This window comes from Paraburkholderia tropica (genome assembly GCF_900109265.1).
GTDB lineage: Bacteria > Pseudomonadota > Gammaproteobacteria > Burkholderiales > Burkholderiaceae > Paraburkholderia > Paraburkholderia tropica.
Map to the genome: position 1 here is coordinate 118,688 of NZ_FNZM01000005.1, position 24,574 is coordinate 143,261.

24 protein-coding genes are annotated in these 24,574 nt (G+C 65.5%); 4 read left to right on the forward strand and 20 right to left on the reverse strand.

Annotated features, from left to right (window positions below):
• Positions 1 to 4: 4 nt before the first annotated feature.
• The 14 genes from BMY06_RS09400 to flhD form a co-directional block, all read right to left on the reverse strand.
• Positions 5 to 523: a DUF2844 domain-containing protein gene (locus BMY06_RS09400; RefSeq protein WP_065065606.1), complete on the reverse strand. Its 519-nt coding sequence runs from the start codon at positions 521 to 523 to the stop codon at positions 5 to 7.
• A 585-nt stretch (positions 524 to 1,108) separates the two neighbouring features.
• Positions 1,109 to 1,819 (reverse strand): protein phosphatase CheZ, encoded by a 711-nt coding sequence (cheZ, locus tag BMY06_RS09405; RefSeq protein WP_065065605.1) that lies wholly within the window; start codon positions 1,817 to 1,819, stop codon positions 1,109 to 1,111.
• Position 1,820: 1 nt separating this feature from the next.
• Complete coding sequence (gene cheY, locus BMY06_RS09410) at positions 1,821 to 2,216, reverse strand: chemotaxis response regulator CheY (RefSeq protein WP_065065604.1); 396 nt, start codon at positions 2,214 to 2,216, stop codon at positions 1,821 to 1,823.
• A gap of 148 nt (positions 2,217 to 2,364) precedes the next feature.
• A complete protein-coding gene (locus tag BMY06_RS09415; RefSeq protein ID WP_065065659.1) occupies positions 2,365 to 3,483 on the reverse strand; it encodes a protein-glutamate methylesterase/protein-glutamine glutaminase in 1,119 nt (372 codons plus the stop codon).
• A gap of 5 nt (positions 3,484 to 3,488) precedes the next feature.
• Positions 3,489 to 4,292, reverse strand: coding sequence for a chemoreceptor glutamine deamidase CheD (cheD, locus tag BMY06_RS09420; RefSeq protein WP_065065603.1), 804 nt, complete (start codon positions 4,290 to 4,292; stop codon positions 3,489 to 3,491).
• A complete protein-coding gene (locus BMY06_RS09425; RefSeq protein WP_074982805.1) occupies positions 4,289 to 5,311 on the reverse strand; it encodes a CheR family methyltransferase in 1,023 nt (340 codons plus the stop codon). The genes cheD and BMY06_RS09425 overlap by 4 nt, the downstream gene beginning before the upstream one ends.
• A 270-nt stretch (positions 5,312 to 5,581) precedes the next feature.
• On the reverse strand, positions 5,582 to 7,456 hold the full coding sequence (locus BMY06_RS09430; RefSeq protein WP_074982807.1) for a methyl-accepting chemotaxis protein: 1,875 nt from the start codon (positions 7,454 to 7,456) through the stop codon (positions 5,582 to 5,584).
• Between the two features lie 259 nt (positions 7,457 to 7,715).
• Entirely contained in the window at positions 7,716 to 8,255 is a 540-nt protein-coding gene (locus tag BMY06_RS09435; RefSeq protein ID WP_065065599.1) for a chemotaxis protein CheW, read from the reverse strand.
• Between the two features lie 75 nt (positions 8,256 to 8,330).
• Entirely contained in the window at positions 8,331 to 10,676 is a 2,346-nt protein-coding gene (cheA, locus tag BMY06_RS09440) for a chemotaxis protein CheA (RefSeq protein ID WP_074982809.1), read from the reverse strand.
• An 83-nt stretch (positions 10,677 to 10,759) separates the two neighbouring features.
• Positions 10,760 to 11,134 carry a response regulator gene (locus tag BMY06_RS09445; protein ID WP_065065597.1) on the reverse strand — a complete coding sequence of 125 codons (375 nt, stop codon included), beginning with the start codon at positions 11,132 to 11,134 and terminating at the stop codon, positions 10,760 to 10,762.
• A gap of 58 nt (positions 11,135 to 11,192) precedes the next feature.
• Positions 11,193 to 12,350 (reverse strand): flagellar motor protein MotB, encoded by a 1,158-nt coding sequence (gene motB / locus BMY06_RS09450; protein WP_080180611.1) that lies wholly within the window; start codon positions 12,348 to 12,350, stop codon positions 11,193 to 11,195.
• A 13-nt stretch (positions 12,351 to 12,363) separates the two neighbouring features.
• The gene (gene motA, locus BMY06_RS09455; RefSeq protein WP_074982811.1) at positions 12,364 to 13,224 is read right to left on the reverse strand and encodes a flagellar motor stator protein MotA; all 861 of its coding nucleotides are present in this window, start codon (positions 13,222 to 13,224) and stop codon (positions 12,364 to 12,366) included.
• Positions 13,225 to 13,541: 317 nt separating this feature from the next.
• Positions 13,542 to 14,063 carry a flagellar transcriptional regulator FlhC gene (flhC, locus tag BMY06_RS09460; RefSeq protein ID WP_258365493.1) on the reverse strand — a complete coding sequence of 174 codons (522 nt, stop codon included), beginning with the start codon at positions 14,061 to 14,063 and terminating at the stop codon, positions 13,542 to 13,544.
• 301 nt (positions 14,064 to 14,364) lie between these two features.
• Positions 14,365 to 14,682, reverse strand: coding sequence for a flagellar transcriptional regulator FlhD (flhD, locus tag BMY06_RS09465; RefSeq protein WP_065065249.1), 318 nt, complete (start codon positions 14,680 to 14,682; stop codon positions 14,365 to 14,367).
• Positions 14,683 to 15,279: 597 nt separating this feature from the next.
• Between flhD and BMY06_RS09470 the strand changes: the two genes are divergently transcribed.
• Positions 15,280 to 16,347: a glycosyltransferase family 4 protein gene (locus tag BMY06_RS09470; RefSeq protein ID WP_065065250.1), complete on the forward strand. Its 1,068-nt coding sequence runs from the start codon at positions 15,280 to 15,282 to the stop codon at positions 16,345 to 16,347.
• A 236-nt stretch (positions 16,348 to 16,583) separates the two neighbouring features.
• Here BMY06_RS09470 and BMY06_RS09475 read toward each other — a convergent pair whose 3' ends face one another.
• Positions 16,584 to 16,880 (reverse strand): H-NS histone family protein, encoded by a 297-nt coding sequence (locus BMY06_RS09475; protein WP_065065251.1) that lies wholly within the window; start codon positions 16,878 to 16,880, stop codon positions 16,584 to 16,586.
• Positions 16,881 to 17,165: 285 nt separating this feature from the next.
• Here BMY06_RS09475 and aqpZ point away from each other — a divergent pair, with 285 nt between their 5' ends.
• Positions 17,166 to 17,882 (forward strand): aquaporin Z, encoded by a 717-nt coding sequence (gene aqpZ / locus BMY06_RS09480; RefSeq protein ID WP_074982813.1) that lies wholly within the window; start codon positions 17,166 to 17,168, stop codon positions 17,880 to 17,882.
• A 125-nt stretch (positions 17,883 to 18,007) separates the two neighbouring features.
• Complete coding sequence (locus tag BMY06_RS09485) at positions 18,008 to 18,682, forward strand: histidine phosphatase family protein (protein ID WP_124262282.1); 675 nt, start codon at positions 18,008 to 18,010, stop codon at positions 18,680 to 18,682.
• A 113-nt stretch (positions 18,683 to 18,795) separates the two neighbouring features.
• Here the strand turns inward: BMY06_RS09485 and BMY06_RS09490 are convergent, their stop codons facing one another.
• Positions 18,796 to 19,620: a Cof-type HAD-IIB family hydrolase gene (locus BMY06_RS09490; RefSeq protein ID WP_065065253.1), complete on the reverse strand. Its 825-nt coding sequence runs from the start codon at positions 19,618 to 19,620 to the stop codon at positions 18,796 to 18,798.
• Between the two features lie 153 nt (positions 19,621 to 19,773).
• The gene (locus BMY06_RS09495; RefSeq protein WP_074982815.1) at positions 19,774 to 20,658 is read right to left on the reverse strand and encodes a glucosamine kinase nucleotide-binding domain-containing protein; all 885 of its coding nucleotides are present in this window, start codon (positions 20,656 to 20,658) and stop codon (positions 19,774 to 19,776) included.
• Positions 20,659 to 20,869: 211 nt separating this feature from the next.
• Here BMY06_RS09495 and BMY06_RS09500 point away from each other — a divergent pair, with 211 nt between their 5' ends.
• Entirely contained in the window at positions 20,870 to 21,508 is a 639-nt protein-coding gene (locus tag BMY06_RS09500; RefSeq protein ID WP_074983000.1) for a DNA-3-methyladenine glycosylase I, read from the forward strand.
• Between the two features lie 151 nt (positions 21,509 to 21,659).
• On the opposite strand, the gene rpsU is transcribed toward BMY06_RS09500, so the two are convergent.
• The 3 genes from rpsU to glf all read right to left on the reverse strand — a co-directional run bounded on the left by rpsU (position 21,660) and on the right by glf (position 24,570).
• Complete coding sequence (gene rpsU, locus BMY06_RS09505) at positions 21,660 to 21,872, reverse strand: 30S ribosomal protein S21 (RefSeq protein ID WP_006401410.1); 213 nt, start codon at positions 21,870 to 21,872, stop codon at positions 21,660 to 21,662.
• 427 nt (positions 21,873 to 22,299) lie between these two features.
• Positions 22,300 to 23,241 carry an aldo/keto reductase gene (locus BMY06_RS09510; RefSeq protein ID WP_074982817.1) on the reverse strand — a complete coding sequence of 314 codons (942 nt, stop codon included), beginning with the start codon at positions 23,239 to 23,241 and terminating at the stop codon, positions 22,300 to 22,302.
• Between the two features lie 228 nt (positions 23,242 to 23,469).
• Positions 23,470 to 24,570 carry a UDP-galactopyranose mutase gene (glf, locus tag BMY06_RS09515; protein WP_074982819.1) on the reverse strand — a complete coding sequence of 367 codons (1,101 nt, stop codon included), beginning with the start codon at positions 24,568 to 24,570 and terminating at the stop codon, positions 23,470 to 23,472.
• Positions 24,571 to 24,574 lie beyond the last annotated feature (4 nt).

Sequence of the window (24,574 nt, forward strand, 5' to 3'; positions counted from 1 at the left end):
TTCGTCATTGAATGTCGGAGGCGCTGACGCCCGACGGCAGCGCCTGCGGCAGCCACGCCTCGCCCGAGAACGCGCCCATGTGGCCGCCCGAATGGACCACGAGCGCGCTGCTGTCGACCGCGCCCGGCCCGCGCACGCCCGCCGCGCGATTGGCCTTCACGCCGGCGACATATTGCGGAAAGTAGCTGCCGAGCAGCGAGGCGAGATCAGGCGGCTGCGGCCCGTTCCACGCGACGCCGAACACGGTGCCCGCCGACGAAAGATACTCGCGCACGACGGTGCCGTTGGCGAGCGTGGTTTCGCGCACCGTGTAGGCCGACGTACCGGAAGTCGTCGAGGTGGTGGACGCCGCCGCGGCGCTCGCCAGCACGGCCTGGCGCTTGACGGCGGACACGGCCGTATTCGCGGCGCTGGGCGCGCCGACGGTCGCGCCGGCCGGCGTGGCCATGGGCGCGCCGCCGAGCGCGGCGCTGGCCGGCTGGGCAACAAACAGCACACCCGCCGCGCAGACGAGCGCTGCCATGGCGTGTTGCAGTGCGCCAAAAACCGTTAATGCGGAATGGGAATGCGAAGCGGAAGCCGAATTCGCGGTCGGCTTGAACCCGGGCTTGAACCCGGACTTAAGCCCGCGTTGAAAAACCGAAGAACAAACAGACAGACGCGAGCCGGACGAACCGGCACGGCGGGTCGCGACGGAGGCGACGGACGAGGCTTGCGGATACAAGGCGGCCCTCCCTTTCTCTCGGTGGCACGCTCCCGCCTGTGGCGCGACGTCCCGGCCGAAAAGTCGAGCAGTCGAACCGGGGCGACGGCAAAACGGGAAGCGGCTGGCTGCGCTGTCTGACTCCACCGCGACACGCGCCGCGGCGGGACAACAGCGTTCGTTGTCTAGTATGCCTGTCGAAGATTACACACGACAGATGGCTGTTTGGCCAGACGCAGCCATGTTGCGGCGCAGCGCGCCGACATGGTCTCGTGCATGGCGGCGGGCGTTCCCCACCTCACCGCCGCGTCCGGCTGCCTGTGTATTCCGTTCTGTTGCGCCAGCCCTGCTTTCCCGCTTGTTCCGATTTGTTCAGCCTGTACTGCCTGTCCTTCCTGCCCCGGCTTAGAAACCGAGGCTTGCGAGCAGATCGTCGACCTGCGCCTGGTCCTGCACGACGTCGGTCTTGCCTTCCGGATTGATCTGCGGGCCGTTGAGCAGGCCTTCCGGGCTGCCCGTGCTGCTAGCCTGCGCCTCCGCCAGCAGCGCGGCCGTGGCCGCGAACTGCTCGCGCCGCTCGGGCGCGATGTTCTCGACCAGCACCGTCAGCAGTTGCTGCTCGATCACATAGACCACGTCCATGATCTTCTTGATCACCTGGCCGGTCAGATCCTGGAAATCCTGCGCGAGCATGATTTCGAGCAGTTGCTGATTCGTCGCCGTGGTGACTTGCGGCACGCCGTCGAGGAACTGGCGCGTGTCGTCCATCAGCGAGCGGACTTCCTCGCGGCCGATCGGCGCGTCGTACCAGGTCGCCCAGCGCGACGACAGCACCTTGGCGTCGGCTTCGACCTGTTCCTGCATCGGTTTGGCGACCTCGATGGCCGACAACACGCGCTCGGCGGCCTGCTCCGTCATGTTGGCGACGTAGCGCAGCCGGTCCCGCGCGTCGGGCACCGCTTCGGCGGCGCGCTCCACGTGCTTGTCGAGACCGAGCTCGCGCATCGAATCGCGCAACGTGCGCGTCAGCTGGCCGATGCGCGCGAGGATGCGGTCCGTCGCGAGATCGCCCGACTCCGCAGCGCCGTCGTGCGCCGCATCAATGGGCTCGTTCACGTCAGCTCCCGGTCTTCGCCATCTTTTCGAGAATCTTGTTGAGCTTCTCGTCGAGCGTCGCAGCCGTGAACGGCTTGACGACGTAGCCGCTCGCGCCAGCCTGGGCCGCGGCGATGATGTTTTCCTTCTTCGACTCGGCCGTCACCATCAGCACCGGCAGGTGCGACAGCGAAGCGTCGGCGCGGATTTCCTTGAGCATCGCGAGGCCGTCGAGGTTCGGCATGTTCCAGTCGGAAATCACGAACTCGTAGTTGCCGCCGCGCAGGCGCGCGAGGCCCGCTGCGCCGTCTTCGGCTTCGTCGACGTTCGCATAGCCCAGTTCCTTGAGCAGGTTGCGGACGATCCGGCGCATCGTCGGAAAGTCGTCCACCACCAGAATCTTCATTCCCTTGTCCATCTCGGTTCCATTCCTCCAGGCTAAAACCTGGGCAATTATCCAGACAAGCGCGACGCCTATCCAGATAAATTAATCGTGATCGATCGTGTAAGCCTTATAAAGCCACACGATCTCTCGTAAAAGTACGCGCCCGGTGCGGGCGGGCATATTACACGCGCTGGACGCGATCGCCCATCGAAGCGAGACGCGTCATCACGCGGCGGCTCATGTCGGCGAGCGAAGCGACCTCGTCGGCGGCCCCGAGTGCGATGGCTTCGCGCGGCATGCCGAACACGATGCAGCTCGCCTCGTCCTGCGCGAGCGTGAACGCGCCGGCCTTGCGCATTTCCAGCAGACCGGCCGCGCCGTCGCGGCCCATGCCGGTCAGAATCACGCCGATCGCGTTCTTGCCCGCGTGCTGCGCGGCCGAGCGGAACAGCACGTCCACCGACGGACGATGCCGGTTCACCGGCGGGTCGTCGGACAGATGCGCGATGTAGTTCGCACCGCTACGCGCGAGCAGCAGATGCGCGTGACCCGGCGCGATGTAGGCGTGGCCGGGCAGCACGCGTTCGCCGTGCTCCGCTTCCTTCACGGTGATGCGGCACAGCCCGTTCAGGCGCTGCGCGAACGACTTCGTGAAACCGGGCGGCATGTGCTGCGCGATCAGCACCGCGGGCGCGTCGGGCGGCAGCGGTTGCAGCACTTCGCGGATCGCCTCGGTACCGCCCGTCGACGCGCCGACGATGATCAGCTTTTCGGTCGACACGAGCGGATTGTTGATCATCGGCGCGGCGGCGGCCGGGGCGTGCGCGGCGCCATGCGCGGCGACCGGATGACCGGCGGCCGGCGCGGCGTGGGCACGCGCGGGCGCGGCCGGACGCACGCGGGCGCGGGCGGCGGCGCGCACCTTGTCGGCGAGCTTTTCGGCGTAGTCGAGCATGCCGTCGCGGATACCGACCTTCGGCTTGGTCACGAAATCGACCGCGCCCAGTTCCAGCGCGCGCAGCGTGATTTCATTGCCGCGCTCGGTCAGCGACGAGACCATCACGACCGGCATCGGGCGCAGGCGCATGAGCTTCTCGAGGAAGTCGAGACCATCCATGCGCGGCATTTCCACGTCGAGCGTGAGCACGTCGGGGTTGTGCTGCTTGATCAGCTCGCGCGCCACGAGCGGGTCGGGCGCGGTCGCGACGACGGTCATATCCGGCTGACTGTTGATGATCTCCGTCATCAGGCTGCGGATCAGCGCCGAATCGTCGACGCAGAGAACCTTGATTTTTTGCACAGCGTTCACGCCTCCTCTACTGTCCGGGCGTTGTCATGACCGGGAAGCCGCGTGGCCGGGGTCGAGCCCGCGCCGAACAGCTCGACGCGCGGCCGCGCCGGCTGCGGCGTGGATGTTGAAAAGTGGTTGCCGGCAGCGCCGCCCGCCGCGCCAGGCGCGCCCGGGCGCGCCGCGCCATTGAGTCCGAACAGCTCGACGCGGGCGCGCGCGCGTGCAAGACGCTCGGCGCGCGCTTCGGCCGTCTGCTGGGCGAGCGCCTGTTCGCGCTCGGCCACGCCCGTGTCCTGCGACAGACGCAGCTTCTTGACCATCACCTGACCCGTGCGCGGCAAAAACGCGACCTTGCGCGGATGCGAGCCCTGCAGATCCTCGGCGACGATGCGGATGCTTTCCGTCGCCAGATAACGGCGCACGAACGCGGCGTTGCGGTCGCCGATATTCATCGTCGTCATGCCCGCCAGCACGGCCGCGCCGCCGAACACCTTGGCTTCGAAGCGCTCGCGGCGGCCGCCTGCCTTGATCAGTTCGTTGATCAGCACTTCCATCGCGTAGGCGCCGTAGCGCATCGCGTCGGAGCCCACGGGCGCGGTGCCCGCGTCGGCGCCGTCGTCGGGGAGCATGAAGTGATTCATGCCGCCGATGCCCGCGGTGCGGTCCTGGATGCAGGCCGCCACGCACGAACCGAGCACGGTGACGAGCACCATGTCTTCGTTCGTGGTGAAGAATTCGTTCGGCAGCAGCTTCACGCCGGGGCGCTGGAAGTGCGCGTCGAAGTAGCGATTGGTCGCGATCGGCAGGCGTGTGCTCATACGCTCGCTCCTGCTTCGGACTTCGCGGGCGCTTTCGCGCTGCCGGTCGCGCTGCTTGCCGTGCTACCCGTCGCGCTTGCGGCGGACGTCGCCGCGCCGCGTCCACGCGTGAGTTCGTAGACGGTCTGGCCGCGCAGGCGGAAGGCCTGCGTCACGTAGGTGAAGTTCTCCGAATGCCCCGCGAACAGCAGGCCGTCCGGCTTCATCAGCGGCTCGAAGCGCGTGAGCACCTGCGCCTGGGTCGGCTTGTCGAAGTAGATCATCACGTTGCGGCAGAAGATCGCGTCGAAGTTCTGGCGCAGGCCGTAGTCCGCGTCGGTGAGATTGAGCTGCTCGAACTTGATCATCTGACGCAGTTCCGGGCGCACCTTCACGAGGCCCGCATGCGAGCCCGTGCCCTTCAGGAAGAAGCGCTTCAGACGTTCGGGCGTGAGGTGCTTGACCTGGTCGTAGGCGTAGACGCCCGCGTCCGCTTTCGCGAGCACCTGGGTGTCCAGATCGGTGGCCAGCACGCGCGCCTCGCGGGCGGCGCGGTCGCCGAGCGCCTCGATCAGCGTCATCGCGATCGAGTACGGTTCCTCGCCCGTCGACGCCGCCGAGCACCACACCGAAACCGGCTGCGGGCGGCGCTTCACGAAATCCGCGAGGATCGGGAAGTGATGCGCCTCGCGGAAGAACGCCGTGAGGTTGGTCGTGAGCGCGTTGGTGAACGCTTCCCACTCGCCCGCGTCGTTGCGCTTTTCGAGTTCGTCGAGATACTCGCGGAAGCTGTCGAGACCGAGCGCGCGCAGACGCCGCGCGAGTCGGCTGTAGGCCATGTCGCGCTTGTGGTCCGAGAGCGAAATGCCCGCGCGGCGATGGATCAACGAGCGGATGCGCTCGAAGTCCGCCGTCGTGAAGTCGAAGTCGCGCGCGGCGCCTTCGCCCGATGCGCCGGACGCGAGACGCGTTGCGTCGCCACGCTCGCCGCGATCGGCCTGGGTAGTGCTTCCGGTGCGGGAAAACCGCAGCGACTTCATGATCTTGCCCCTACGCGCGCTGCGCGCATTGCCGCGAGTGTCTGCGCACTTCCGAGCGCCTGCAATGCGTGCGCAAGCGCGGCGCGCGGCGCGGGCGCTGCCTTGCGGGCAGCGGCGCGGGGCGATTCTTGCCGTGATGATGCGCTCAGTTGCATTGCCGTTCTCGTCTGCGTGTGTCTACTTCTTGGTTGTTGCGTGGATGATTGCCGTGATGCGTTTTTGCTGCTCTGCTGCTTTAACCGTTGCCTCTGCCGCCGACCCTGCTCACGCTCAGAACGTTTCCCAGTCGGAATCGTCCTTCGCGGAAGCCGCCACCCTGACCGGCGCCGCCTGCGGCTCGGCGCGTACCGCCGCCTTCGCGGCCGGTGCCGCCTTCGCACCCGTCGCCGTGGCAGCGGCTGCGGCTGCGGGTTTGGCGGCGGCGGACGCCGTCGGCGTCACACGCTTCGCGGGCGCCGCTGCAAACTGCGCATCCGTCTTTGCAGCAACGGCAGGCGCGGCGGAAACTGAAGGCTTTGTTACGTTATGTGCGCGCGAGACGCCGTTCGACGCGCCGCGATCGGCACGATCCGCACGATCGCCACGATCGGCCCCGTTCGTGCGCCACGTCCCCAGCACGCCTTGCAGATTGCGCGTCTGCTCTTCGAGCGAAGCTGCTGCCGCCGCCGCTTGCTCGACCAGCGCCGCGTTCTGCTGCGTGACCGTATCCATCTGCGTGACGGCGCGATTGACCTGCTCGATGCCGCTCGACTGCTCCTCGGACGCCGCGCTGATCTCACCCATGATGTCGGTCACGCGACGCACGGCCTGAAGGATGTCGTCCATCGTCGTGCCCGCGCGGCCCACCAGTTGCGAGCCGCTCTGCACCTTCTGGGCGGAATCGTTGATGAGTTCCTTGATTTCCTTGGCCGCGCCCGCGCTGCGCTGCGCGAGCGTGCGCACTTCGCCGGCCACGACCGCGAAACCGCGGCCCTGCTCGCCCGCGCGCGCCGCTTCCACGGCCGCGTTGAGCGCCAGAATATTGGTCTGGAACGCAATGCCCTCGATCACGCTGATGATGTCGACGACCTTCGCCGAACTCGCGGCGATGTCCTGCATCGTGTGCACCACTTCGCCGACCACCTCGCCGCCGCGCGTCGCGATATCGGACGCGTTCACGGCCAGCTGGCTCGCCTGGCGCGCGTTCTCGGCGTTCTGGCGCACGGTGCCGGTGAGCTGCTCCATGCTCGACGCCGTCTCCTGCAGCGATGCGGCCTGCTGCTCGGTGCGCTGCGAGAGATCGGTGTTGCCCATCGCGATTTCGCGCGCGCCCACGTCGATCGAACCCGCGCCGTTATGCACGGCGGAGACGAGCGAAACAAGGCTGTCCTGCATGCGCTTGACGCCCGCGAACAGACGGCCGATCTCGTTGTTGCTGTAGACCTCGATGCGTTCGGTGAGATCGCCCTGCGCGATGCGCTCGAAGCTCTTCACCGCGTCTTCGAGCGGCTGCACGATCAGGCCGCGCATCGCGAAGCGGATCGCCACCACGAGCACCAGCGCGACCAGAATCACCGCGCCGATCAGCGTGCGCATCAGCGAAATCTGCGAGCGCGCGCTTTCTTCGCGCGCCTGCGCGCCGTCCTGCAACTGCTGCGCGATCGGCGCCGCCGAGTTGTCGTAATCGACGAACATCGGGCTGATCTTCGTGTCGGCGATCGCGTGATACGCCGCCAGATCGTTGGCCCGCAGCGCCGTGAATTCGGGCTGCACGCCGTCGCTGAGGAGCGACGCGCGTTTGGTGTTGAGCGTGTCGAGCGTGGCGGCGTCGATGCCGGCCTTCGGCGCGGACTGGAAGACCTTCCACGCGTCGTTCGACTTGCCGAGCAGCACGTCGGCGCGGTCGATGACCTTCTTCGCCTCGTCGTTCTGCCCCGCCGCGTAGAGCGAATTCGCGCGGTCGAGCGACACGCGCGAGCGCAGCAGATACGACGACGCGTCGTTGAGCGAATGCATCGCGACGAGATCGCCGCGCGCAATCGTCGCGAGCGAATCGCCCGCGTTGCCGAGCGCGACGAGTCCGAGCGCGCCGACCAGCACGGTCAGCGCCAGGAGAATGACCCCGACGCCCGTGAGCGTCGTGCGGATCGACCATCTGTGCAACATCGTTTGCTCCTGTCCTGTGCGACGTTGGCGGGCCGTTTCGCCGTGGTGCCGCGGGCGCGTCGAAGGTCATGGCGGTGCGCCGCTCTGACCGGTCTGATGCCGGCGGCTTTCCGCTCTTCCTCTAACGCGGGCCTTGCGGCCTCACCCCCGAAGCTACCTCGCCTTGTTGCCCTGTCGTACCTGTCCGTGCCTGTATCAACCGTGCCCGCTTGCGACTGCCTGCGACTGCCTGCGACTGCCTGCGATCGCTCGCGACCGCTTAAGCGCTGAGCGCCTCGATGAGTTCCATCTCGCGGCTCGTCATGAGCTTCTCGATGTCCATCAGGATCAGCATGCGGCCGTCCACGGTGCCGAGACCCGTGAGGTACTCGGTCGTGAGCGTCGCGCCGAACTCCGGCGCGGGCATGATCTGGTCGGCCTGCAGCGTGAGCACGTCGGACACGCCGTCCACCACCATGCCCACCACGCGATGCGCGACGTTCAGGATGATCACGACGGTCTGGTGGTCGTACTCGACACGGCCCAGGTGAAACTTGATGCGCATGTCCACGATCGGCACGATGATGCCGCGCAGATTGATCACGCCCTTGATGAAATCGGGCGCGTTGGCGATGCGCGTGACGCTCTCGTAGCCGCGGATTTCCTGGACCTTGAGAATGTCGATGCCGTACTCTTCCGCGCCCAGCGTGAAGACGAGGAACTCCTGACCGCCTGCGTCGGCCTGTTGCGCGTCGCGGCGGTGCGCGCCAGCGACTGCGCCCTGCGCGCCGCCGCCCTGGATGGATTGGACTTCTGCCACGTTAGCCCCTGAACGGTTGGGAAATGGTTGGTTGATGCGTTGTGTTTCGATCGGCTATCAATCGCACGCACGCTCTCAGGCGAATTCCTGGAACGAACCCGCGTTGGCGCCGCCCTTCATGCCCGCCCCCACGCCGTGCGACGCACGCGTTTCGCGGTTCAGCGCGGCCACGTCGACAATCAGCGCGACGCTGCCGTCGCCCAGAATGGTCGCCGCCGAAATGCCGTGCACCTTGCGGTAGTTCGTTTCGAGGTTCTTCACCACGACCTGCTGCTGGCCGACGAGTTCGTCGATCAGCATCGCGAAGCGGCGGCCTTCCGTCTCCATGATGGTGACGATGCCCTGCGTCGGATCCGTGCGCGCGCCATCGACGTTGAAGCACTGGTGCAGCGCGACGAGCGGCAGATATTCGCCGCGCACGCGCACCACGCGGTCGCCGTTGGTGACGGTGTAGATGTCTTCGTGGCGCGGTTGCAGCGACTCCATCACGAAGTTCAGCGGCAGGATGAAGATCTCGTTGCCGACCTTCACGGACATGCCGTCGAGAATCGCCAGCGTGAGCGGCAGGACGATGCGCGTCGTGCTGCCCTTGCCCGCGTGCGAGCTGATCTCCACGTGGCCGCCCATCGCCTGGATGTTTCGCTTGACCACGTCCATGCCCACGCCGCGGCCCGAGACGTCGGTGACCTGTTCGGCCGTCGAGAAGCCCGGCAGGAAGATCAGGTTCCAGACTTCCTCGTCGGTCATCGTGTCGCTGACCGTCATGCCCTGCTTGACCGCCTTGGCGAGAATCTTGTCGCGACGCAGACCCGCGCCGTCGTCGCTCACTTCGATGACGATGTTGCCGCCGTGGTGCGCGGCGGACAGCACCAGCTGGCCGGTCGCGTCCTTGCCTGCCGCGCGGCGCGCTTCCACGGTTTCGATGCCGTGGTCGAGCGAGTTGCGCACGAGGTGGGTCAGCGGATCGATGATGCGCTCGATCAGGCTCTTGTCGAGTTCGGTCGCCTGGCCGAACGTGACCAGTTCCACTTCCTTGCCCAGTTTCGCGGCGAGGTCGCGCACGAGACGCGGGAAGCGGCTGAACACGTAATCCATCGGCATCATGCGGATCGACATCACCGCTTCCTGCAGATCGCGCGCGTTGCGCTCGAGCTGCGCCATGCCGTTGAAGAGGCGGTCGTGCAGCGCCGGATCGAAGGCGCTGCTGGTTTCCGCCAGCATCGCCTGGGTGATCACGAGCTCGCCGACGAGGTTGATCAACTGGTCGACCTTCTCCACGCCGACGCGGATCGAGCTGCCTTCCGCCGATGCGGCGGCGGCCGGACGCGCCTTGCGTTCGTGGTCGGCGTGCGCGGCGGCGGCCGGTGCCGCCGGAGCGGGCGCGGCGACAGGCGCAGCCGGTGCGGCCACGGGCGCAGCCGCGACTGCCGGAGCCGCCGGCGCGGCTGCGACGGGGGCGACAGGTGCGGGCGCGGCCGGCATGGCGGGCGCCGGGGGAATCTGGGCGAGCGGCGCCGGTTCGGCGGGCGCGTCGTCCTGCGGCGCGGAACCCCGGCCGATCGAGATCTGGCTTTCGTCGATCACGAAGCAGCAGACCGCGACGATGTCGTCGGACGGCACGTCGGTTTCGAGCCAGAGCGTGATGTCGTCGCCGGTCTTGAGCTGACCGACGATGCGGCCCAGGTTGCCCAGTTCTTCGGCGAGCAGTTCCTGATCCTTCGCGTCGACCTTGCGCAGCGTGATGCGCAGATGCGGGCCTTCGGCGCCGGCAGCGGCCGGTGCCGCAGGCGCTGCGGGTGCCGCAGGCGCGGTCGGCGTCGCCTGCATCGCCTCGTCGACGACGTGCTCGGGCGCGCCGCCGGCCGCGACAGCCGCGGCCGGCGCGGCGGCAGCCAGCGCCGACGGCAGGTTCGCTTCGAACGCCGCGTCGAGATCTTCTTCGCTGTCCATCGCCGGTGCGGGCGGCGGCGCGATCGGCGCGGGCGCGGCCACCACGGGCGCCGGCGCCGCCTCGGCGGCGGGCAGACCGCGGCTTTCCGCGTAGAGACGCTCGAGCTTCGCGCACACGGCCGCTGCGGCCGCCGCGTCGGGCTCGGCGCTCGCGCGGTACGCGGCGAGCTGGTCGGAAAGCACGTCCTTGGTTTCAAGGAACGTGTCGATCATGTCCTTGCGCAGGACGAGTTCGTTGTTGCGCGCGCGATCGAGCAGCGACTCCAGGATGTGGGTCGTCTCGGTGAGCGCCGTGAAGCCGAACGTCGCCGCGCCACCCTTGATCGAGTGCGCCGCGCGGAAGATCGCCGCCAGATCTTCGGGATCGGGGCGGCCGACGTTCAGGTTCAGGAGAAGCTGCTCCATCTGCGCGAGCAGCTCGTCCGCCTCGTCGAAAAACGTCTGATAGAACTGAGTGATGTCGAGAGTCATTGCTCTTTCACCGCGATTAATGCGTGGGTGGCCGCTGCGTCTGCCGTTGGCAGTGCAAACCGACCGCCGCAGCGCGCCTCATGTCATGTGTTCGGTTCGCCGAGCGCGCTCGCCAGATCGACGAGCAGCTCCGGGTCCACCGGTTTTTCGATCCAGCCGGTCGCGCCTGCCTCGCGAACGGCCGCCTTGAAGCCTTCATCCGACTCCGTGGTCAAGACGAGGATCGGCGTTTCCTGGTACGACGGGTTGTCGCGCAAGCGCTTGATCAGGTCGAGCCCGCCCATGCGCGGCATGTACAGGTCGGTGAGCACGAGGTCGAAACGCTGCGCGAGCGCATGCTCGAGACCGTCCTCGCCGTCGTTGGCCACCGTGACCTCGTAACCCGCCGAGCCGAACGCCGCACGCAGGATCTCCCGCATGGACGCCGAATCGTCGATCGCCAGAATATTTCGGATCATCCGTTCCTCGTTCGCGCTTGCCACGCCGCCGTTGTCCCGTTGCTGTCGTTCCCCGGCCTCACGGCGCCTCCGACCTGGCGGGCAACGCAGGCGCCAGCTCGGGTGCGACCGCCGGTGCTACATTCGGCGCGGGCGGTGCGACGGCCGCCGCCGGCCTCGCCGCAGGCGCGGCCGACAGCAGCGGCGGCAGCTTCTGCATCGCCGGCGCGCTGCTGTTTGCCGAACCGGCCGCGCCGCCAGCCGGGCCGCCCGACATCAGCGCGCCCGCAGACAGCGCCTTGCCGGAGCCCGCCGCGTCGTCGGACAGCGTGGTCGTGGTCGAGTCGTCGTGCATCAACGCCTCTTCCGACTTCTTGTTCAACACAATGATGCTGATGCGCCGGTTCTCGGGATCGAGCGGATCGGCCTTGTTCAGGTTCTGCGTCGACGCAAGACCCAGCACGCGCAGCACCTTCGCCTCGTCCATGCCGCCCGCGATCAGCTCGCGGCGCGACGCGTTCGCGCGGTCCGCCGACAGTTCCCAGTTGCTATAGCCCTTCTCGCCGCCCGCGTACGGCACGGCGTCGGTGTGGCCTTGCACGACGATGCGGTTGGGCACGTCGTTGAGCGTCTTGCCGATCGCCTGCAGGATGTCGCGCATGTACGGCTCGACCACGTCGCGCGCCGTCGCGAACATCGGCCGCTTCTGCGAGTCGACGATCTCGATGCGCAGGCCCTGCAGCGTCGAATCGATGCGGATCTGCTGCTTGAACTGGCGCAGCACCGGATTCGCCTCGATCGCCGCCATCAGCTTCACCTGCAGATCGTGCAGGCGCACCTGTTCCTGGCGCTCGAGCGAGCCTTGCTGCGTCTTCGAGGCTTCGTCGTCGTTGTGCTTGACCGTGCTGCGGTCGGTGCGCGCGGTCATGCCGTCGCTGCGGCGCGTGACGCCGTCGTCCTGCGAGGAGATGTCGCGCCCGCCGCCCTTCACGATCGACGAGTCTTCCGCGCTGCGATCGCCGCCCCACAGCGTGACCTTGAGCGGCTGGTTGAAGTAGTCGGCAATGCCCTTCAACTGCACCGTCGAGGCCGAGCTGAGCAGCCACATCAGCAGGAAGAACGCCATCATCGCGGTCATGAAGTCCGCGTAGGCCAGCTTCCATGCACCGCCGTGGTGGCCGCCCTTTTTCGGGGCGACGCGCTTCACGACAATGGCGCGGTCCTTGTTGTTGCTCATCGGGCCGCCCGCCTTATTTCGCCTTGACGCGGCGCACGTGTTCTTCCAGTTCGGAGAACGACGGGCGCTCGGTCGAGAACAGCACCTTGCGGCCGAATTCCACGGCGATCGCCGGAGCGTAGCCGTTCAGGCTCGCGAGAATCGTCACCTTGATGCACTGGAACATCTTGGTCGACTCGGTCACGCGCTGCTCGGCGAGCGAGGCGAGCGGGCCGATCAGACCGTACGAAAGCAGAATGCCGAGGAAGGTGCCGACGAGCGCCTGGGCGATCATCTCGCCGAGCACCGCGGGCGGCTTGTCGGCCGACGCCATCGTGTGCACCACGCCCATCACCGCCGCCACGATACCGAACGCCGGCATCGCGTCGCCCACCTTCGAGAGCGCGTGCGCGGGCGCTTCGCCTTCGGCGTGATGCGTTTCGATTTCCTCGTCCATGAGGCTTTCGATCTCGAAAGCATTCATGTTGCCGCCGACCATCAGACGCAGGTAATCGCTCAGGAATTCGACGATGTGCTTGTCGGCCAGGATCTTCGGGTACTGCGTGAAGATCGGGCTCTTCTGCGGATCGTCGATATCCGCTTCGAGCGTGAGCGTCCCTTCCTTGCGCGCCTTCGCGAGCAGGACATAGAGCAGCGCGAGCAGCTCCATGTAGACGTCCTTGTTGTACTTCGCGCCCTTGAAGAGCGTCGGAAGGACGCCGAGCGTGGCCTTGATGGTCTTGATGCCGTTGCCGAGAATGAACGCGCCGACGCCCGCACCGGCGATCATCAGCACTTCCACGGGCTGCATGAGCGCGCCGAGATGGCCGCCCTCCATCGCATAGCCGCCGAAGACCGACAACAACGTCACGAGTGTTCCCACGATAATCAGCACTGCCGGACCCTCACTGGAAGAATGCGCCGCGGACCGTCATTGGCCCGCGCCCTTAGTTGGGTTTACGGCACCAGTGCGAAAAACTTTGGGATTGGATCCGCACGCGACCCTCGCAGACGCAAACGTTGGAGGGCCGGATCGCCGGAGCGCGCCGCGCGGCGCGGGCGGCGAGGGGCAATACGGCGCAAGGCGGCGGGGTGAAAGGCGCGGTGAAAAGCAGGACGCAAACCGCGACGATGCCGGACGTGGCGTACAGCGGCAATCTGTCGCCCTTTCTGGATGCGCGGGATCGGGCCGAAGCACGCGCGCACCCGCAATCAGGAAGCGTGGACCGCTTCGGCGTTGCGGCGCGTGCGCCCTGCGCGCGAAGGCGGCTGGCACAGTCCGCAGACGAAGCCGCGTTGCGGATCGTGCGCGTGCGCGACGAAACGGCCGCCGCAGCGCGAACACGACGTCAGCTGCAACAGGCCGGAGGCGAAGTAGCGCACCAGCGTCCAGGCGCGCGTCAGGCTCAGCGCGGGCTCTTCGTCGTGCAGACGCATGTGTTCGAGATAGAGCCGGTAGCTCTTCACGATCGCGCGCACGGTGTCGCAGCGTCCCTGTCCGCTCATGAACAGAAACGTGTTGTAGAACAGCGAGGAATGCACGTTGGGCTGCCACGTCATGAACCAGTCGGTCGAGAACGGCAGCATGCCCTTGGGCGGCGATTCGCCCTTCACTTCCTTATAAAGACGGATCAGGCGGTCGCGCGACAGCGAGGTTTCCGCTTCGAGCATCTGCAGGCGTGCACCGAGTTCGATCATTTCGATCGCCAGTGCGATTTCCTTGACCTCGAGCACGACACTGCGCGGCGCGCCGCGGCTTGCGCCCTTAGTGGTGCCCTTCGCTGCGCCCTTCGTCGCGGGTTGGGTGGACGGCTTCGCCGCGGGTGTGCCGCTGTCCTGCAGGGTGTCGCCGGTGCTGATGTTCGTATCCGCGGAACCGGCCGCGGAATCCAGCAGGGCGCAGGGCGCAGCCTGAGAGACTGCGCCTGCCGCGGCATGCGTCGCCGTTAGTGTCGCCATAGACCCCCGAATGGATCACGCGTGGATCCTGGATGGGCGCGGCACCAGCGGGCCGCGAGGTGAGCCGGGCGGCAGGTCAGTTGACCTGCTCGACGCCCTGGCCGGCCATGAGGATGGCGGAATGCGTTTGCGCGGCTTTGCCCTTGTCGGCGAGTGCGCCAAGGATGGCGTGATCGTCGAAGCGGAAGCGGCACAGCAGTTGATTCGATGCGGCGAGGCGCACCGTCTGCGCGAAGGTGAGATTGGCCAGCACGTCGGCCAGCTGCTCCGAGATGCCCATACGGAACATGCCCGTCGGCCGGTCTTCGCGCAACAGACGTTGCGCGAGCAACAGGTACGACAGATTCACTTCCTTGATCTCGCTGAGCATGTCGCTTTGCGTCGTCGCGCTCATGGATACCCCCGAATTCGAAACGTAGCGGCTGGTCAGGCCTGGTGCGGAAACGTTTGCTCGTTCGACGCAGCGCGAACAGCGCAAGGCGAGGCGAACGGCCCGTTTAGTGGTCGTCCCCGCATTGTGGCTAGGGTGGCCCCAAATGAAAATCGGAAGGATGCCGCGACGCGATGCAAGAAAAACACCGCTTAATGTGTAGGTGTTTTTCTGACAAAGAAGCAAAAGGGGCGAGAGGAAGGGCAACTAACGATGTTATTGGCATAACCGCCGCATTCCTCTGGAGATTATAAAAGCGAATTCATTGACGCGTAACAGAGATGTGCACGGTCATTCGCCTTTATTTCAGAGGGCCGGAACCTATTGATTTTTCGGGAATGCGGTTTGCTCATTCGCTGCGCCTCGCGCGTCACGCTTTGCAACGCGTCCTTACAGCCGGTGTTTCCCGCTGTAACAACATTAAGGGATTGCAAAACAACTCGTCACGCGTTCTCAAATCTTCATAATCGGACTCAGGGATAACCCCAAACCGCATGACCACCGCAGTGACCGCGTTCATCAAACGCCTTCCACGCGGTCTTTGCCAAGGAGATCAGACCTATGCGAATCGCCCAAATTGCGCCACTTTACGAAGCCGTTCCGCCGAAGCTCTACGGCGGCACCGAGCGCGTCGTGTCCTATCTGACCGAAGCGCTCGTCGACCTCGGCCACGACGTGACGCTGTTCGCCAGCGGCGATTCGGTCACCTCGGCAAAGCTGGAGGCCGCCTGGCCGCGCGCGCTGCGCCTCGACCCGACCGTGCGCGACGCGCTCGCGCCGCACATCGTGCTGCTCGAACGCGTGCGCCGCATGGCCCACGAGTTCGACGTGCTGCACTTCCACCTCGACTACCTGCCGTTCCCGCTGTTCTCGACGCTCGACACGCCGTTCGTCACCACGCTGCACGGCCGTCTCGACCTGCCCGAATTGCAGCCGGTGTTCGACTCGTTCCCGCAAGCGCCGGTGATTTCGATCTCGGACTCGCAGCGCCAGCCGCTGCACCAGGCTAACTGGCTGAACACGATCTATCACGGCCTGCCGAAGGATCTGCTCACGCCGCGCACCGACAAGAAGCCCGAGTACCTCGCGTTTCTCGGCCGCATCTGCCCGGAAAAGCGCGTGGACACGGCTATCAAGATCGCCGCGCTCTCCGGCCTGCCGCTGAAGATCGCCGCGAAGGTGGACAAGGTCGACCAGGACTACTTCAAGACGGAAATCGAGCCGCTGCTTTCGCAGGCGCACGTGGAGTTCGTCGGCGAAATCAACGAAGCGCAGAAGCCCGAGTTCCTGTCCGGCGCCAAGGCGCTGCTGTTCCCGATCGACTGGTCGGAGCCGTTCGGTCTGGTGATGATCGAAGCAATGGCGTGCGGCACGCCGGTGATCGCGTTCAACCGCGGCTCGGTGCCCGAGGTGATCGAGCCGGGCGTGACCGGTTTTATCTGCGAAGACGCGCAGGGCGCCGTGGCCGCGCTGCAAAACATCGACTCGCTCTCGCGCGACACCATTCGCGCGGAATTCGAACGTCGTTTCACTTCGCACACCATGGCCAGTAATTATCTCGAAAGCTATTCGACGCTGATCGAAGCGGCTCGCCGTCCGATGTTGCGCCGTGTCGCCGCGGGAGGCTAATCAGGCTGCATGCCCCTTTCTGAGATAAATGCCCGGAAAGGGGAAGAAACCGCAAAGTGAATCGTTTGCGCGCAGCGTAATTGCGATTTGCATCAACGATTGCCAACGAGCATTAGCATTGCTTTGCCGTCAGTCGAAAAAAGAGCCGCATGAATCATGCGGCTCTTTTTATTGGATAAGCAAATACGCGATGCGACGAAAACGACGCGCGCGCGGGCGACCGGACGCCCTCGCGATCAAGCGATCAGATATCGCTCGCGGTTCTTGCCCGCGATCCATTTCGGCGGCTTGCCGCGCCCGCTCCACGTGGCGCCGGACTTCGGGTCCTGATAGCGCGGCGGCAGCGGCGCCTTCTTGGGCGGGCGTCCGCGCCGGGCGGCCACGGCGAAGCCGAGGTCCTGCGCGGACAGGCCGTACTCCGCGATCTTCTCCCGGATCATGGTGATGACGTCCGAGATTTCGGTGCGCCGCGCCTCGTCTGCCTGCTCCTGCAGACGTGCGATCTGGGCTTTGAGTTCTGAATATTGCGACATTTTTCCCTCCCCCCTTCTTTGTCAATGTAACCGACTCGAACGGAGATTAGACGCAATGCGGCGAATTAGCAATCGCTATTAATACTGTTTTATAGCGATATTCGATAAATAGCCATTTGGCACTGTCGATGAAATTCGGAACGCATCTGTCGCAATAATGAGAACAATTACATCAGAATTGACAATCCTTGACACCCACACTTTACGCGACTGCCTAGAATCTGGCATTTCCTGGAGCCGGTGCAATAAGCGGCCCCATCAAATGACTTATTGAGGCGTCACACAATGCACTTATCCAAACGGCTTTTCGCCGAGATGTTCGGCACGTTCTGGCTCGTACTCGGCGGCTGCGGCAGCGCGGTGCTCGCCGCCAGCTTCGCCGGCCCGGTTCACGGTCTCGGCATCGGCTTCGTGGGCGTCGCACTCGCGTTCGGCCTCACGGTGCTCACAATGGCATTCGCCATCGGTCATATCTCGGGCTGCCACCTGAACCCGGCCGTCAGCGTCGGCCTCACGGTTGCGGGCCGCTTTCCGGTACGCGACCTCGTGCCGTACATCGTCGCACAGGTCATCGGCGCGACCATCGGTGCGGCGGTCATCGCGTGCATCGCCTCCGGCAAGCCGGGCTTCGACCTCGTCGCCAGCGGTTTCGCCACCAACGGTTACGGCGATCACTCGCCGGGTCATTACTCGCTCACCGCCGCCTTCGTCTGCGAAGTCGTGATGACCGCGTTTTTCCTGTTCGTGATTCTCGGCGCGACCGACAAGCGCGCGCCCGCCGGCTTCGCACCGATCGCGATCGGCCTGTGCCTCACGCTCATCCACCTGATTTCGATTCCCGTCACGAATACCTCGGTGAATCCGGCGCGCTCGACCGGCCCGGCGCTCTTCGTGGGCGGCGAAGCCATCTCGCAACTCTGGCTGTTCTGGATCGCACCGATCATCGGCGCGGTGATCGCGGGCGTGGTGTATCCGCTGATCGCGGGTCGCCGCGACGCCTGATCGAACGCTGTCACGCTACGTGCGAGCCTACGCCCGCACGCGACAATCACGGGCGCTGCGGCGCCCGTTTTCGTTGGCTCGGCTAGAATCGGACGACCCGATCACCCCGAAATCAAGGCGCCAGCATGACGCATTTACGATATTCGACGCTGGCGCACCGTGCGAAAAACTGCGCGATCGTCGCGGCCCTGGCTGTGACCGCGCTCTCGGGCGCAAGCAGCGCCGAGGCAAAAACCGGCCAGGACGTCGAGACGCTGATTTTCGTGCGTCACGGCGAGAAGCCCGACGCGGGGCTCGGCCAGCTCAATTGCAAAGGATTGAATCGGGCGCTCGCGCTGCCCGCGGTGATCGCCGCGAAATACGGCAAGCCCGACGCCGTGTTCGCGCCCGATCCGGGCGAGCAGAAAGACGATCGCGGCCACGCTTATTACTACGTGCGCCCGCTCGCGACCGTCGAGCCAACCGCCATCCAGTTCGGCTTGCCGATTCAAACGCCCTACGGCCATTCGCACACCGACGCGCTCGAAAAGACGCTGCTCGATCCGGCGTGGAACAAACGCACCGTGCTGATCGGCTGGGAACATCGCGAGATCGAATCACTCGTGCGCAAGATCGTGGCGGAGCACGGCGGCGAGGCGGCCGACGTGCCGAAATGGAAGAGCGCCGATTTCGACAGCATCTACGTCGTGCGTATCGACTGGAGCGGTGAGCAGCCGCGAGCGAGTTTCTCGCACGACCGCGAAGGTCTCGATGGACGCGCCGACGACTGTCCCTGCGCGATGCTGCCCGCGTCGCAATAACGGCTGTAAAGGCGCCGCATTCTTCAACGCCGCGCCTTTACCTCGGCAATGCCGACACCCGCGGAAATCGCGTAAAAAATAACGCGGAATGAACGCTGAAATGCGCGCCGGAATCAGCGCGCGATTTCGTCTTCGATTGCGAACAGCTTGCGCAGATGATGCGCCACGCCCGCTTCGAAGTTATTGCCGATGCGCGGCACCTGCGGCAGGCGCGTGATCAGATCGGGATTCGCGTTGTTCATCATGAACGGATGACCCGCCGTTTCGAGCATGTCGATGTCGTTCATGTTGTCGCCGAACGCCACACAACGCGCGGCCTGCTCATTGAGACGCTCGAGCACCACGCGCAGCGCACGGCCCTTCGACACGCCGGCCACCATCACTTCGAGACAGTCGGGCAGCGAGTAGGTGATGTAGAGCGCGTCGCCGAACTCGCGCTCGAGGCGGCTGCGCACATGCGCGAGATCGGCCGGCTCGCCGATATACAAGGCCTTCGCGATGCCCGCGCTGCCGAGCGTGGCCAGGTCGTCCGTCACGCGGTACGTGAAACCCGAGTCCTGATGGAATGCGAGCAGCTCGCGCGCGTCGCGGTCGATGAACCATTCCTTGTCGGTGTAGAGGCTCACGATCACGCGGCCATGCGCGCCGACGGTGTCCGGCGCGACGAGGCGGCGGATCATCGGTTCCGGCAGATTGCTTGCGTGAATCAGCGCGTCGTCGGGAGCGTGCACGCGCGCGCCGTTCGAGGTGATCAGGTACGCGGGCACGCCCAGCACGCCGCGAATGGCCGCGACATCGCAATAATGGCGGCCGGTCGCGATGATGAACCGGATGCCCTGGGCGTCGAGCGTTTGCAGCGTGGCAACCGTGAACGGATCGACCTGATGGTCGGCGTTGAGCAGCGTTCCGTCGAGATCGGTTGCGATGACCTTGTACATGGCGATTCTGGCGGTGAGCGGGGAAACCCTGAATGCTAGCACCTTGTGCCTGGCGGCGTGGCAGCGGCCCGGCGAGGACCGGCACGCTGCACGCGCCGCGCGCTGAACCCGGATCGAGCGGATTCGACCCGATTCAGGCGCATTCCGGCGCATTCAGGCACGCCCGAGCCGAACCGCTTCGCGCTGCGCAAGCCGCAACGCGCCGCTCGCGGAGTCGGCCAGCGGCGCACGCAGACGCTCGCGCACGGCTTGCGGCACCCATTCGCGCAACGGCTGACCGAGACCGCCCGCAAGCGCGGCGGGCAGCGACGCGGCAGGATCGAGCGCACCGATCAGGCGCGCGATGGCTTCGCCGGCTTCAGCGAGCAGTTTGCGCACGAAAGGATGCTCGCGATGCGCGAGCACGACGGGCGCGAGACTCGCGTAGGCGGTCTGGTTGGCCGCGCACTGCCAGACGATCAGACTCTCGCGGTCGCGCGATTGCGTCTGCGCGAGCAGCGCCTGCGACAGCGCGTCGGGCTCGACGCGTCCGTCGAGCGACTGCTGCGCCCAGACGATCGCGCGCAGACCGAACCACGCGCCGCTCGCCTCGTCGCCCGAAGGAAAGCCGAAACCGCCCGCGATACGGCAATCGCCGCACGCGTCGAGCGCCGCCGCGATGCTGCCGGTGCCGAGCGCGACCACCACGCCCGGCTCGCCGCCGTGTGCGCCGAGCAGCGTGGTGTAGGCGTCGCTCTCGACAGCGAGGCCCGCAACCGGCGGCGCCGAGCCGAGAAACGCGGCGAGCCAGTCGGGATTGTTTACGCCCGCGAGGCCACAACCGAGCACGCAATGCGACCAGTCGAATGCGGCACCGGCCTGCGCAAACGCACCGCGCGCGCCTTCCTCGATCGACTCCCACGCGCGCGCGATGCCGAGGCCCAGTCCCGACGGTCCCGCCGATGCACGCGCGACCTCCACGCCTTGTGCGTTGCCGAGCGCGACGCGCGTGCCGGTGCCCCCGCCGTCCACGCCGATCAACCAGGTATCTGTCTGCATAGTGTTTGCCGCGCCGCGCGCGCCGTTGAATGTCGAATCAAGGGTGAAGCGATGGACCGCGTCGCCGCAAAATCCCGCCGTGCCGCAGAGACTAACGGCTTGGCGCGGTTCGCACAATTAGCCGGATGGCCAGGTGGCGCGGCGAGCCCGATCCGCTATGCTTGGCGCGATCGGATATCACCGCACGCGCCACCGGCCAGGAGAATTCACCGTGACACACCGCTGCAACTGGGTGACGAGCGACGCACTCGCGCAATACCACGACGAAGAGTGGGGCGTGCCCTCGCGCGACGACCAGCACCTCTACGAAATGCTCATCCTCGAAGGCGCGCAGGCCGGGCTGTCGTGGTCCACGATCCTCAACAAGCGCGAGGGCTATCGCCGTGCGTTCGCCGGATTCGATGTCGACAAGGTTGCGCGCTTCACGCCGAAGCACGTCGAAACGCTCATGCAGGACGCCTCGATCGTGCGCAATCGCGCCAAGATCGAGTCGGCCATCCTCAACGCGCGCGCCGTGCAGCAGATTCGCGCGGAGCACGGTTCGCTCGCGCAGTTCATCTGGTCATTCGTCGACGACACACCCATTCAGAACGATCTCGCGTCGTATCGCGACGCGCCCACGTCCACGGATGTTTCGGACGCGCTCAGCAAGGCGCTCAAGAAGTACGGCTGCAAGTTCATCGGCACGACCATCTGCTATGCGTTCATGCAGGCAGTGGGCATGGTGAACGACCACGAACGCGATTGCTGTTGTCGGGACGCCTGCGCCGCGCTTGGCGGCGTAAAGAGCAAAGCGAAGGCCAAGAGCAAGACCACACCCGCGAAATCGCGCGCGCAAGCCGGCACCTGAGCGAATTCCGGGCGTGACGGTTAACTAGCGGGGCAGATAAAGCGGCGGCGTGACAGCGCGAGAAAAACCGCGCAGAAATGCAAACGGCGGCGCAGCTTCTTGCGAAGCATGCGCCGCCGTCTGGCGGAACGCCGAAGCGTTGAAAAAGCTCTTAGTGGAGCTTCTTCGGCAGCATCTGGCTGCGCAGGCGCTTGTGCAGGCGCTTGACTGCAGCTGCCTTCTTGCGCTTACGCACGGCCGTCGGCTTTTCGTACGATTGGCGCTCACGCAGTTCAGCGATCAGGCCGTTCTTTTCGATTGCGCGGCGGAAGCGGCGGATCGCCACTTCAAACGGCTCGTTTTCCTTCAGAAGAATCGTCGTCATGTATTTCCTAACTCAAAACACTTGATATGTTCAAAGGCGCGAATGTCGAATGACGTTTCGCGCGCCGGCCCTCCGGTCGTTCGCCACGCTGGGGCGGAACGAGAGGCAAGGCGGCCACGGAGGCCGGAAAAGAGAAGTAGGGGGTTCACAGCGGAACGCGATCAGGTTGACCTTGCTGCAACACACCTGACCGCCGGTTTGCGGCCGCCAACAGTAACGAACACGGCAACAAAACAGGCAAAGATCTCAATTCACTCTCAATGATATCAGGAAAATATCCAGCAGACCACACTTTCTTGATTCTACTCAGTGACTTGCGTGGCGGGCGGCCTCGGGCGCGCCCGCCATGTCCGTTAGGACACCTGGATTAACCGGCCGGCGCGGCCGGCGCGGCGCGCGCGGCTTTCGGCTCGGCACTGGACGGCCGTCAGGCGCTCGCTTCGTTGAGCGCCTGGATATCCGCCGGATCCAGCTTCAGGCGCACGGCGGCCACGAGGCTCTCCAGTTGCTCGAGCGACGTCGCGCTGGCGATCGGCGCCGTAATGCTCGGGCGCGCGATCAGCCACGCGAGCGCCACGGCCGCGAGCGTGCTGCCGTGGCGTTCCGCCACGAAATCGAGCGCCGCGAGAATGCGGATGCCGCGATGATCCAGATACTTCTCCACGCGCGAGCCGCGCGCGCTTTTCGACAGATCCTCGCGCGACCGGTACTTGCCCGACAGAAAGCCGCTTGCGAGGCTGTAATAGGGCACGACCGCAACCTGCTGGGCCAGCGCAACGGGCTCCAGATCGGCCTCATAGGCGGCGCGGTCGTACAGGTTGTACTCCGGCTGCATGATCTGATACTTGGGCAGATTGTGTTTCTGCGCGATGGCGAGGGCTTCCTCGATGCGCGCGCCCGTGTAGTTCGACGCGCCCGCCACCCGAATCTTGCCGGCCTCGATCAGCCGCTGATACGCGCCCAGCGTTTCTTCGAGCGGCACCTTCTGGTCGTCTTCGTGCGAGAAATACACGTCGATGTAATCGGTCTGAAGGCGACGCAGCGAATCTTCAACGGCGGCTTCGATATTTGCGGCCGAAAGCCCCGGATGACGCGGCCACTTGGCAACCTTGGTGGCGATCACGACCTTGTCGCGCTTGCCGCTGCGCGCGAGCCATTTGCCGATGATCGTCTCCGACTCGCCGCCCTCGTTGCCCGGCACCCAGGCGGAGTAGACGTCGGCGGTATCGATGAAATTCAGGCCCGCGTCGGTGAACGCGTCGAGAATCGAGAACGAGGTGGCTTCGTCGGCGGTCCAGCCGAACACGTTGCCGCCGAACATGAGCGGTGCGACCTGCAAGGCGGAAGTGCCGATCCTGCGTTGTTCCATGGTGGCTCCAGATTGAGGTGGGCAAACGGCTGCGGGCCAGCCGCGCGGGCGGACCCGAGACGGCTGAGCATACGCCGCCTTGTGTCGGCTTGCAGCGAGCCGTCGCACAACGCCTGGCACCGTCGCGCGGAGGTCATGACCGTCCGCGCCCGCGTCGATGCGCGCCGCCCGTGCGCTAGCCGCGCCTTGCGTCCTCACACCTCAACACGCGCACCGCCGCGCGTCCCATCAAGCCGAAACCCGGCTGCAAAACGCCAGCGCGGCCCCGACGATCTGGTGCATGTCGTAGTAGCGATACTCCGCGAGTCGTCCGCCGAAATGGACCTTGTGACCCAGCGCGTCCGCCAGCGCACGATAGCGTTGGTAGAGCCCATCGTTCGTGTCGTTGTTCACGGGGTAGTACTCGATCTGGCCGCGCTCCCAGGCCGCAGGATATTCGCGCGTCACCAGCGTCTTGTCGGCCTTCAGGCTCAGATCGAAATGCTTGTGTTCGATGACACGTGTCCACGGCACGGACTGCTCCGTGTAGTTGATGACAGCGTTGCCCTGAAAGTCGCGCACAGGGAGAATCTCGCGCTCGAAACGCAACGAGCGATACTCGAGCGTGCCCAATCGATAGTCGAAGAACGCATCGAGTGCGCCGGTGTAGATGACCAGGTCATACGCGCGCATCCACGCGTCGCGATCGGCGTTGAAGTCGACGCCGGTTTCCACCTCGGCACGTTCGAGCATCTTTTCGATGATGGCCGTATAGCCGCCGACAGGAATGCCCTGATACCGGTCATTGAAGTAGTTGTCGTCGAACGTGAAGCGCACCGGAAGCCGCTTCACCGCGGCGGCCGGCATGTCGCGCGGATGCCGCCCCCACTGCTTTGCCGTGTAGCCTTCGATGAACAGCGTGTAGAGCGTCGGCCCGATCGCGGAAAGACAGAACTCCTCCATATTCGCAGGGTTGTCGTTCGCCACGAGCTCGGCCGCGAGGCGCTCGCGCGCCGCTTCCGGCGTACGCGTGCCGAACACCTGGTACAGCGTCAGCAGATTGATCGGAAAGCTGTACAGCGCGTCGCCATGCGCAACCTTGACGCGATTGACGTAATGATTGAAGTCCGCGAACTGACGCACGTAATTCCAGATCTTCTCGGAATTGGTGTGAAAGATGTGCGCGCCATAAACGTGCTCATGGCAATCGGCGGCTTCTTCGTATCGCGTGAAGACATTGCCGCCAATGTGCTCGCGCTTCTCGATCACCTTGCACGTATGGCCTCGCCGACCCAGCTCATACGCGCAAATCGATCCATACAGGCCGGCGCCAACGATAAGAATATTCATCTGA